This is a genomic window from Streptosporangium sp. NPDC049046, assembly GCF_040649155.1.
Lineage (GTDB): Bacteria > Actinomycetota > Actinomycetes > Streptosporangiales > Streptosporangiaceae > Streptosporangium.
Window position 1 is genome coordinate 74,262 of sequence record NZ_JBEZEZ010000006.1, and the last position, 10,252, is coordinate 84,513.

The window sequence follows — 10,252 nt, forward strand, 5'->3', positions numbered from 1 at the left end:
GCCCCTCGGTTAAATGGAACGATCAGGGTCGAGTTCCGCGTCGTACGGCATCACCCAGAAGAACTCGCCGGGGGAGTCATAGGCGAAGATCAGGGCGACGCTGCCGGCGGCGAAATCCTCGTCACCGGTCTGTCGTACTTGAACGAGAGCGGAAGAGCCGTCGGCGGAGGTGACCTCGGCCTGGCCGAAGTCACGGCCGACGCGGCGCGTGCGGATGACGCACACGCGGCCCACGAAGTCGGCGCGGGAGGGGACGCGCTCCTTCGGGACGAGCCGTCGCAGTGAGAGGACGACGAGGCGCGTGCATGCCCAGGCGCAGACCAGTGCCGCGACCAGTACGGCGACCAGGGCGGGGGTGCTCGTGAACAGCGTGCCGCCCACGAGGCTCGCGAACCACGCGACGACGACCAGCAGCGAGACGACCACCGCGGCCGGGACTCCGCCGAGTCCCAGACCGCTGAGGAAACCGGTGGCCCCCGTCGCCTCGGCACCGTCACCGCCGTCGCCGCCATCACCGTCGAACCCGAACACGCCGGCCGCGACGAGCATCCAGTACGCGATGATCACCACAAGCATGAACGTGAACAGGACGGTCGGAAAAGACAGTGCGGCATCGACGAACTGGCCCATTGGCGTGCGAAATCCCCCCGCTGATCTGTCGGAACGTGGTCCCCTGAACACGTGTAGGTGACTATATACAGATAAAGAACAGTTAAAGGAGATAGTTCCCGAAGCGGACAGAATCCGCATGATCTTTAAGTGCGGCGGCTACCGGCGCGTACGAGGGCCGGTGGCAGGGGGCATGCGGAAGCGGAGGAGCGGGAGCGGGCTCCGCGTCCTCGGCTCTGTCGCGAGAAGACGCTCCGGAAAACCGTCGCGGAGGTCAGGCGGGGCGAGTGATCATGTAGGCGAGACCGACGAGGATCACGATCGGAATGAGCCACACGACGGCCTCGATGGCGAACTCCTTGTACATGAGGACATCCCTCCGGGGCGGTGATCGGCGAGGATCTCCGACGATAGCCGTTGTCTCCGTCGGCGACCAGGACCCTTCACCTACCGGAACGGCTCCCTGCACGAGAGGGCACCCATGAGCCGGTTTCCCCCGTGAGAGTTCCGTGAGAGTCAGGTCTCCTCAAGGGGTTGATTCCCGCGAGAATCCGGTCTTCGCGGGAGGCAGGCTCTCGCCGAGCCGGTCCCTACGAGGGGTTGGCCGAGCCGACCACCACCGAGGTGTCCGACATCTCCCCCTCGACCACGTCGGCGACCACGCAGGTGATGTTGTCGGGCCCGCCCGCCTCGCAGGCGAGCGCGATCAGCTGCCGCGTCACCTCGTCGAGATCGTCGACCTCGGCCAGCACCTGGCGGAGCCGCTCGGCGTCGACCACCCCCGACAACCCGTCGGAACAGAGCAGATAGCGGTCACCGAGCTCGGCGTCCCGCAGGGAGAGGTCGAGCTCAAGGTTGTCGCCGCCGTCGAGGACCTGCAGCAGGATCGACCGGTGCGGATGGCGGGCCGCCTCCTCGGCGGTGATCCGGCCGTCGTCCATCAGCGTCTGGACCAGGGTGTGGTCGTAGGTGATCTGGTACAGGTCACCGTTGCGCAGGAGGTAGGCGCGGGAGTCGCCGATGTGGGCGAGGGCGACGCGAGAGCCGTTCCAGAGCATCAGGGTCAGGGTGGTCCCCATGCCGGTGAGCGACGGGTCCTCCTCGACCAGCTCGCGCAGGCGCTGGTTGGCCTTGCGGACCCCCGCCTCGGCGGCGGCGGCGAGGTCGCCGGGGCACTCATGGTCAAGGGAGGCGACGCTGGCGATCGCCGCCGAGCTGGCGACCTCCCCGCCCACGTGGCCGCCCATCCCGTCGGCCACGGCGAGAAGCCGGGCGCCCGCGTAGGCGGCGTCCTCGTTGCCTTGCCGGATCCGGCCGACGTCGGAACCTGCCGTATAGCGCAGCGTGATCATCTGCACATCACTGGATCGTCGAGTTGCACGAGCTGAGCCGCTTTCGGACAGTTGGGATGGGCATAGGGCGAACCGAGATGTTCCACAATCCACTTAACACCATGGTGACGCAAGCGGCCTGGGGAAGTGTTGCCACATCTGTTGACACCCACGGTGGCGCGTAAGCTGGTTTCAGCGCCACGCGGGGTCCCTCCAGCACCCCCGCACTGTGCCCGGATTGCCCCACCTCACGCATCGCTAGGAGATCAGTAATGGCCGCGATCATTCAGGAGGCGGCTCGTCGTCGCACGTTCGCGGTGATCAGCCACCCCGACGCGGGTAAGTCGACCATGACCGAGGCACTGGCGCTGCACGCCTCCGCGATCAGCCAGGCGGGTGCGGTGCACGGCAAGTCCGGGCGGCGCGGGGTCACCTCCGACTGGATGGAGATGGAGAAGGCGAGAGGCATCTCGATCACCTCCGCCGCCCTCCGGTTCGAGTACCGCGGGCACATGTTCAACCTCGTCGACACCCCCGGCCACGCCGACTTCTCCGAGGACACCTACCGGGTGCTCGCCGCCGTCGACTGCGCGGTCATGCTGCTGGACGCGGCCAAGGGCATGGAGCCGCAGACCTTGAAGCTGTTCGAGGTCTGCCGGCACCGCCGCATCCCCGTGATCACGTTCGTCAACAAGTGGGACCGGCCGGGCCGCGAGGCCCTGGAGCTGCTGGACGAGATCGAGGAGCGCACCGGCCTGAAGCCGACGCCGATCACCTGGCCGATCGGCACCGGCGGCTTCTTCCACGGCGTGGCCGACCGCACCGACGACCGGATCGTCCGCTACACCCGCACCCCCGGCGGCGCCACCAAGGCCATCGAGACCGACCTGAGCGCCGAGCAGGCCCTCGCGGAGCTGGGCGGCGACTGGGAGCGGGCCAAGGACGAGATCGACCTGCTCTCGGCGATCGGCGCCGACCACGACCAGAAGACCTTCGAGGCGCACGAGTCGACCCCGGTGCTGTTCGGGGCCGCGCTGTCCAACTTCGGCGTCGGCCGCCTGCTGGACGCCATGGTCGACATCGCCCCCGCCCCCACACCTCGCCCCGATGTCGCCGACGACCCGCGCCCGCTGGAGGAGCCGTTCTCCGGCCTGGTCTTCAAGGTGCAGGCCAACATGGACCCCTCGCACCGCGACCGCATCGCCTTCGTCCGGGTCTGCTCGGGCAGGTTCGAGCGCGGCATGGTGCTCGTCCACGCGGCCACCGCCCGCCCGTTCGCCACCAAGTACGCCCAGTCGGTCTTCGGCCAGGAGCGCGCCACGATCGACGAGGCGTATCCCGGCGACGTGGTCGGACTGGTGAACGCCAGCGCCCTGCGGCCCGGTGACACGCTGTATGACGGCCCGCCCGTCGAGTTCCCGAGGATCCCGAGCTTCGCCCCCGAGCACTTCTCCACCGCCAGGGTCCGCGACTCCAGCCGATCCAAGCAGTTCCGCAAGGGCATCGAGCAGCTCGACGCCGAGGGCGTGGTCCAGGTGCTGCGCTCCGACGTCCGCGGTGACCAGTCGCCGGTGCTCGCGGCGGTGGGGCCGATGCAGTTCGACGTGGTCAAGCACCGCATGGCCGCCGAGTTCAACACCGAGATCCTGATGGACCGGCTCGACTTCAGCATCGCCAGGCTCACCGACGCCGAGTCGGCGCTGATCCTGGCCCGCCAGCGCGGGGTGGAGGTCTTCACCCGCTCGCTGGACGGGGTGCTGCTCGCGCTGTTCACCGACGAGTGGCGCATGCGCGGCGTGCTGCGCGAGCACCCCGACCTGGTGCTGAACGCACTGCTCGCGGACACGCGCGGGTGATGTCGAGGTGAGACGGGTCGCGTGAGGCTCGTATGAGGTGAGACGGGGAGGTCAGGAGACCTTCCCGTTGCACATTCATGGTGAGATATGTCGTTATGAGTGTGATTAAGTGGGGCATTCTGGCGACCGGCGGCATCGCCGCGACCTTCACCGAGGACCTGAAGCTCCTGCCTGACGCCGAGGTGGTCGCGGTCGGATCGCGGTCGGAGGAGTCCGCACGGGCCTTCGCCGACCGGCACGGCATCCCGCGGGCCCACGGAAGCTGGGCCGAGCTCGCCGCCGACCCCGACGTGGACATCGTCTACGTGGCCAACACCCAGAACGCCCACCACGACGCCGTACGGACCTGCCTCGAAGGAGGCAAGGCCGTCCTGTGCGAGAAGGCGTTCACCCTCAACCGAGGCGAGGCCGCCGCGCTGGTCGACCTCGCGCGGGAGCGCGGCCTGTTCCTGATGGAGGCGATGTGGACGCGCTGCCTCCCGGCCGTCCGCAAGGTCATGGAACTGGTCGAGGCAGGCGCCATCGGCCCGGTCAACACCGTCCACGCCGACTTCGGCTTCTCCGTCTCCGTCCCGCCCGAGCACCGACTCCGCAACCCGAAACTCGGCGGCGGCGCCCTGCTCGACGTGGGCGTCTACCCGATCTCCTTCGCTCACATGGTGCTCGGTGTCCCGGCCGGTGTGCGCTCCTGGGCACGGCTCACCCCCGAGGGGGTGGACGAGAACACCGGCGTGCTGCTCGGCTACGACAACGGCGCGGTCGCCCTGCTGTCCTGCGGCCTCACCACGCACAGCCCGGTCGCCGCGTCCATCTCCGGCCCGCTCGGCCGGATCGAGGTGCCCGGCCCGTTCTTCCGCCCCGACACCTTCGTTTTGCATCCCACGGAGGGCGAGCCGGAGACCTTCCACGTCCCCTTCGAGGGCAAGGGCATGCTGCACGAGGCGGTCGAGGCGATGCGCTGCCTGCGGGAGGGGTTGCTGGAGAGCCCGCTGATGCCCTGGCAGGCGACGTTGGACGTGATGGGCATCATGGACGAGGTCCGCTCGCAGGTGGGTGTCCGTTTCCCGGGTGAATAGTTGAGCGGGCGTTTTTTCTTATAGCTGGGGCTGTTCCCTTTCGGCGCACCCGGAGTTTTCCGGGTGCGCTGTGCGGGTGCTCATTGCGCCGGTGTGGTTGGTGTTCGTGTTCGCATACGAGCGGGTGGGTGCTCTTTGTGCCCGCTGCGGTGGGCGGGTGCTCCGGCCGGCCGTCTCAGTTGCTGTCTGGTGTTTCAGGCCTCCGGCCTGCTCGGGCGTGGTGGTTGCGGGCTCTTTTTAAGCCGGCCGGAGCACCCGCCCACCTCCGCTGCACGTGTTCCGGCTGTGCGGGGTGCGGGCCGTAGTTGCTTTCTTTCCGGCCGCCCTGACGACCTGCCGCCGCTGAAGCGTCTTTGAAGGCGCGTTCAGGGTGAGTCGCCGTAGCTGAAGCGTCCCGTGCACGACCCAGTCCAGGGCTGAGGCGCCACAGGCCGCACTACCGGCGCGCTGCAAGACCCTCGTCGTGGACACCGGCGTCATCGCGTTGGAAGCCGAGACGGTCAAGGGCGTCCCGGTTGGGGATCACAGCTGTCCATCGCCAAGGTCCTCGGGGTCGACTACGTAGACACGTCCGTGCTCCGGGATTGCCCGTCGGTCGAGCGTAGTTCGAACCAGACGACGGTTCCGGTGGAGTCGCGGTGGAATCCCCAGCGGGTGGCGAGGTCATTGACGAGCATGAGTCCTCGGCCGCCGGTGGCCTCCAGGCCGGGCTTTCTGGTGCAGGGGATCTGTGAGGCGCCTGGGTCCTGGACGGTGATGAGCACGCCGTGGGGGAGGAAGGCCACCGTGACGACGAACTCCCGTGACCGCTTGGCCTTCCCCGCGTCGTACTCGTATAGCCTTGCACCGCACGGCCCCGCGTCGTACGGTCCGGTGTCGATGGCTTCGGTATCGGCCGGTCGGGCGTCGAGTGATCCGTTGGAGTGTTCGACGGCGTTGGTGGCGAGTTCGCTGGTGAGGAGCATGGCGTCGTCGCGGAGCGGGTGGTCGTTGCCGAGGAGTTCGGCGACGAAGGCGCGTGCGGGTCTGACCTGCTCGGGGGTGGCGGCGAACCGCTGAGAGATAACGGGCGTGTGGCCGAGGGACGCCGACCAGCCAGGGATCCGTCCCAGGTGCGGTGACCGTACGGCACGGGTGGTCATCGTGGTGCGGAGGCGGTCAGCGAGTACGCCGACGAGCAGGGACAACAGGCATGCGGTCATCTCGGTCACCTCCCGCGTTTTCCGTCGTGTCGCTCTCGTCGCGTGGGAGCGGGTTTTCTGTTCTGGGGTGGTAGCTCTCGATGTTCTGTATCTGTGCGGCGAGTTCGGCGGGGGTGGTGGCCTCGATCAGGCCGATGCGCTCTCGGCACCAGGCGGGGGAGAGCGCCCAGTAACGGCCGGTGGCCTTGCCGTACCAAAGGTGCCAGCCGAAGAACCGCGGCGCCGGGGTGTGCGGCGCTTGGTGGTCGGTGCTGGTCTCCTCGATGGGGCCGTGCCGGGAGGTGGTGTGGGCGGAGATCATGCTGTCACCGCCGTGCGGCGTGGCTGGTGTCTGCCTGCTCCGGGTCGCGAACCTGGTGGTGATTGTCGTTCGTACGGCGGGGTGTGCGTCGTGGAGGCCGGTTGCGCGTGGCGTCCGTGGCTGCTGGGGAGAGTGCCCGTGAGGGGGCGGTGCGGTGGGCAGGCGGTGAGGGTAGGCGTGGGCGGTTTCTTGCAGAGGCCCGAGGCGGCGTCGGGCCGTCATGCGGGTGCGGACCTGGGCGGCGGTGGGTTGTTCTCACAGGTGGCCGGGGCGGTGGGGCAGGCTGGCCGCGTTGTGGGCGTAGGGGGGATGGCCGCACCAGCGGCAGCCCAGGGGTGAGGGTGGTCGTTCGGCGTGCCATCGAACCCGGATGATCTTGATGGCTCTACTAGGGTTGAGCATAGTTCGCACCTCCAGTGTGCGGGCGAGGCTCTGCCAGGCGACGTCACTCGCCTGGCAGAGCCGTTTTGTGGGGTTCCAGGGCTCTGATTTCCTGGATGTCGGTAGTCGTCTTAGGTCAAAGGGGCTTCCCTGGTGTGGGTGGGGGCCGCTTGCCTGAGGACCGCTGTGATCGCGGACGGCGTGCTCAGCGGGCAGGGGTATCTCCTGCCGCTCCCACACTTGTCGTCGCTCACGAAAGGTGACGCTATGAACGCGTAGAGATACCGACATCAGTGCCGCTGATACTTTGGCGCGCGGGGAGGTCAAGCAGGTCACGGCGGGTTACCGTGAGCCCATGGCCTACTTGGACCCGGCGGCGGAGAGCGTGGGAACCCGCGTACGGCGTGCTCGTAAGCGCGTGGGCATCACCCAGACCGAACTGGCGCGGCGCGTCGGCCGCGCCCAGTCCTGGGTATCAGCGATCGAGAACGACAGCCTTCCCCTGGACTCCATCGCGCTCGTCAACACCCTCGCCCGCGCCCTACGTGTACATCCCAACGAACTGACCGCGCGCCCTTACCGGGGCGGCAACCCAACAGAGGATCGGGGACACACGGCGATTCCCGAGATCCGCCGCCAGCTGGAGCGCTACGACCTCGACCCCGAATGGGCCGGTGAGGTGCGTTCCCTGCCCGAGTTGCGTGCCGCGACCGAACACGCCTGCCGCCTGCGGATAGAGACCCGCTACGCGGAGTTGGCCGACGCACTGCCGGCGCTACTCTCCGAACTTCAGGCGGCGACCCACCTGTACGCCGAGCCTGACCGCAGCGCGGCCTTCGGACTGCTTTCGGCTGTCTACCGGGCGGCGGACTCGGCCGTCTACGACCTCGGGTATGCCGATCTTGCTCTGCTGGCCACCGGCCGGATCCAGTGGGCCGCCGAACGTTCGGGAGACCCGTACCCCTTGGCGGTGGCCATGCGACGACGCGCGCGGAACCTGTGGGCCAGTGCATCGTGGAACGACGCGCTCACCGTGCTCGACTCGGCCTGCGCGAGCATCGAGGACGAGTACACCGCGGATCGGCCGGAGGCTTTGGCCGTCTGGGGCGCGCTGCAACTGTGCGCGGCGATCACCGCGGCCCGCAAGAACGACGCAGGCGAGGCGTGGTCGCGACACCGGCTCGCGGCAGAAGCGGTCACCCGGCTCGGAGCTCGTCAGCGCACCAACTACTACGAGCTGTGCACCAGCCAGACCAACGTCGATATCCACGGCGTAGCCGTCGCGGTCGAACTCGGTGACGGCCCCCAGGCCATGAGCAGGGCAAAGATGATCCAGCTCCCGAAGGGCCTACAGGCCAACCGCGTCGGATACCACCACCTCGACTACGCTCGCGCCCTGCTCTGGTGCGGTCACCGCGAAGCCGCCACAGCGGAATTGGAACACGCCGAGAAGGCGGCCCCCCTCCTCATCCGCAACCACCCCATGGCCCGGCAGGCCGTACGGACCCTGCTGGACCTGGAACGCTACAGCTACCGCGAACGCATCCGCCGCCTCGGCGTACGCATGAACATCCTTTGAGACGTTCGATTGCGTACTCTGCTGGCATCCACTTGACCAGCGCGGACACGTTCTGCCGTCTCGGAAAGGAGTGATCTGGTCCTATCGCAGCCCGCCAGAGCGTCGGGTAGACCGCTGTGCTACCTGTCTGCGGCGAACAGGAAGATCAGGTGGAAACCTTCATCAGCTGAAACCGATCAAGCGGACGTGCACGCGTACCTCCCGCCGTCCGAACCGGCCTGCCACCTGGGTGAACGCATTATTCATTCAACCCGGCCCGCAGTCGAGTTGCTCTACTCTGGACAACGCGGCCACCGTACGATCTTCAGCTACATAACACCTGAATGATCACAGCGGTGGCCGTGTGCTTCCCACCGGCCTATGGCTACCCCGACAGGTATCAACAGGTGTACCGACAGGTGCTCCATCCCAGCTCACATCCCGAAATGCGACTGAAGTATTAGCACGGGGCGGAACCACTGTGGCTGGCGGCTGCGCTTATAAGGTATCTACCGTTCTGGTCTTTATTTTTATCCTGGAGAATATTCAGGGAAAGAAGTGCGGTGATATCCCCAATTGGTTTGCTGAAGCACAATTTGCTGTCCTGACTCTCAGGGCCTAGTAGGGAGGCTTCGAAAGTCCAGCCATCGACAGTAGCTGCATCCCTATAGAAAGATAGTAGATTGTCCTTAGGGCCCGAAAATCGATACGTTATCTCAGCATATGCGTATCGATCGTCAGGCTCGCATCCAGTGTGGATATCTTTTTCTGGAATTGCATCCGGAGGGTGAGAATCAAAGATATTCAATGATTTCAAGGCGGGAGCGAGGCGCTTGTCGGAGTCGGCGCAACCGTATCCGAATGGCCCCCAGGGAATAAACCCAAGATAGATGCTCCCTCCTAACACAACTAAAGTTATCACGGTGAGAATGATGTAGCGGCGCAGTTTAAATCCCATACCTACTCAGCATGATTTCGATATTAATATTCTGTGGATCTCATCAATCGTGACAGATATGCCAGCTCGGCCGGTCGGGCCAGCACCGCATCTGGTCCGACCCCGCGGCCGCCGCCTTTTTGGGGTGCCGCTACTGCCTGGGATCGGAGATGGTGGCCCACCTGGACGAGAGCACCCGCACGCTGGTGATGGCACCCTGCCGATGCCAGGCGCCCGGGGATCTATCGGCGAGCGCGTAGGAAACCGCGGACTGTTTGGCCCCTAGCTCCGCGGCGCCGCTCCAGGACGCGGCGACCGCTGCGCGCTACCGTGGTGATGTTACCCCGGCCACCGACTCGACACCCGAAACAGCAGCCGCCTAAGATCAGCCCACGGCACCTACCTCGTCGAGCCTTTTACACCGCTCCGAGGACGCGACCGGCCAGCGCCGTCTCATACGTGGCAGGAAGCACGATCGACCAAAGTCAGTAATCCTCTGGTCCTTCGAGTGTGGGTAATCCTAATGCCCTACCGACTTCGCTACTGATGGCGGAATAGCTAGCGACGCCGAACATGCCACACGGCATTACCTTACTCTCTATTGGGCGTCGCATCTCATCTACGTATTTACCGAAAGGGATATCCCAAAAGCAATGCTTTTTGAGGATGTCGCGCTCTCCGAGGGGAGGGCTGGCGAGGGTTTGAAAGTAACCCATTGTCCATGGCCTGCGGTTCGTAAAGAGCGGCGGTATTAGGAATGATCGTGTATCTATAGTTCGATAATCAATGGTGATACTAGGGCTTTCGAGTGCGTAGATATAGATTAAACAAGCAGCGTCGGTCAGTGGATGGTCTTCTGGCATGGATGGAATAATGACGCGTCCAAAAAAATTCCCGCGATTCTTCACGGAAAAAGTGAACAGGTCCCCGGCAGTCAGGCGCTTGCGTGAGCTCTTCAGCTTCTCGAAGTGAAGTTTATCGTCGTTCATCCTTGAATCCTA

The 10,252-nt window shown here is 65.8% G+C and carries 9 protein-coding genes; 3 read left to right on the forward strand and 6 right to left on the reverse strand.

What is annotated here, in order from left to right:
• Positions 1–9: 9 nt before the first annotated feature.
• The gene (locus AB0B96_RS10105; protein WP_350948508.1) at positions 10–576 is read right to left on the reverse strand and encodes a hypothetical protein; all 567 of its coding nucleotides are present in this window, start codon (positions 574–576) and stop codon (positions 10–12) included.
• Positions 577–1,199: 623 nt separating this feature from the next.
• Entirely contained in the window at positions 1,200–1,961 is a 762-nt protein-coding gene (locus AB0B96_RS10110) for a protein phosphatase 2C domain-containing protein (RefSeq protein ID WP_350948602.1), read from the reverse strand.
• Positions 1,962–2,212: 251 nt separating this feature from the next.
• On the opposite strand from AB0B96_RS10110, the gene AB0B96_RS10115 reads away from it, so the two are divergent.
• Positions 2,213–3,796, forward strand: coding sequence for a peptide chain release factor 3 (locus AB0B96_RS10115; protein WP_362897464.1), 1,584 nt, complete (start codon positions 2,213–2,215; stop codon positions 3,794–3,796).
• A gap of 95 nt (positions 3,797–3,891) precedes the next feature.
• On the forward strand, positions 3,892–4,872 hold the full coding sequence (locus AB0B96_RS10120; RefSeq protein WP_362897465.1) for a Gfo/Idh/MocA family oxidoreductase: 981 nt from the start codon (positions 3,892–3,894) through the stop codon (positions 4,870–4,872).
• 557 nt (positions 4,873–5,429) lie between these two features.
• Here AB0B96_RS10120 and AB0B96_RS10125 read toward each other — a convergent pair.
• From AB0B96_RS10125 to AB0B96_RS10135, 3 genes are all read right to left on the reverse strand, one after another.
• Entirely contained in the window at positions 5,430–6,074 is a 645-nt protein-coding gene (locus tag AB0B96_RS10125; RefSeq protein ID WP_362897466.1) for an ATP-binding protein, read from the reverse strand.
• The gene (locus tag AB0B96_RS10130; protein ID WP_362897467.1) at positions 6,031–6,375 is read right to left on the reverse strand and encodes a hypothetical protein; all 345 of its coding nucleotides are present in this window, start codon (positions 6,373–6,375) and stop codon (positions 6,031–6,033) included. The genes AB0B96_RS10125 and AB0B96_RS10130 overlap by 44 nt, the downstream gene beginning before the upstream one ends.
• A gap of 255 nt (positions 6,376–6,630) precedes the next feature.
• Positions 6,631–6,777: a hypothetical protein gene (locus AB0B96_RS10135; protein WP_362897468.1), complete on the reverse strand. Its 147-nt coding sequence runs from the start codon at positions 6,775–6,777 to the stop codon at positions 6,631–6,633.
• Between the two features lie 334 nt (positions 6,778–7,111).
• On the opposite strand from AB0B96_RS10135, the gene AB0B96_RS10140 reads away from it, so the two are divergent.
• The gene (locus AB0B96_RS10140) at positions 7,112–8,335 is read left to right on the forward strand and encodes a helix-turn-helix transcriptional regulator (RefSeq protein WP_362897469.1); all 1,224 of its coding nucleotides are present in this window, start codon (positions 7,112–7,114) and stop codon (positions 8,333–8,335) included.
• A gap of 1,401 nt (positions 8,336–9,736) precedes the next feature.
• Here AB0B96_RS10140 and AB0B96_RS10145 read toward each other — a convergent pair.
• Positions 9,737–10,240 carry an Imm26 family immunity protein gene (locus AB0B96_RS10145; protein WP_362897470.1) on the reverse strand — a complete coding sequence of 168 codons (504 nt, stop codon included), beginning with the start codon at positions 10,238–10,240 and terminating at the stop codon, positions 9,737–9,739.
• Positions 10,241–10,252: the final 12 nt, after the last annotated feature.

Excerpts from the sequence above, each read along its gene's own strand:
- AB0B96_RS10135 (WP_362897468.1), bottom strand. The coding sequence starts at position 6,777 with ATGCTCAACCCTAGTAGAGCCATCAAGATCATCCGGGTTCGATGGCAC.
- AB0B96_RS10120 (WP_362897465.1), top strand. The coding sequence starts at position 3,892 with ATGAGTGTGATTAAGTGGGGCATTCTGGCGACCGGCGGCATCGCCGCG.
- AB0B96_RS10115 (WP_362897464.1), top strand. The coding sequence starts at position 2,213 with ATGGCCGCGATCATTCAGGAGGCGGCTCGTCGTCGCACGTTCGCGGTG.
- AB0B96_RS10145 (WP_362897470.1), bottom strand. The coding sequence starts at position 10,240 with ATGAACGACGATAAACTTCACTTCGAGAAGCTGAAGAGCTCACGCAAG.
- AB0B96_RS10140 (WP_362897469.1), top strand. The coding sequence starts at position 7,112 with ATGGCCTACTTGGACCCGGCGGCGGAGAGCGTGGGAACCCGCGTACGG.
- AB0B96_RS10125 (WP_362897466.1), bottom strand. The coding sequence starts at position 6,074 with ATGACCGCATGCCTGTTGTCCCTGCTCGTCGGCGTACTCGCTGACCGC.
- AB0B96_RS10130 (WP_362897467.1), bottom strand. The coding sequence starts at position 6,375 with ATGATCTCCGCCCACACCACCTCCCGGCACGGCCCCATCGAGGAGACC.
- AB0B96_RS10105 (WP_350948508.1), bottom strand. The coding sequence starts at position 576 with ATGCTTGTGGTGATCATCGCGTACTGGATGCTCGTCGCGGCCGGCGTG.
- AB0B96_RS10110 (WP_350948602.1), bottom strand. The coding sequence starts at position 1,961 with ATGATCACGCTGCGCTATACGGCAGGTTCCGACGTCGGCCGGATCCGG.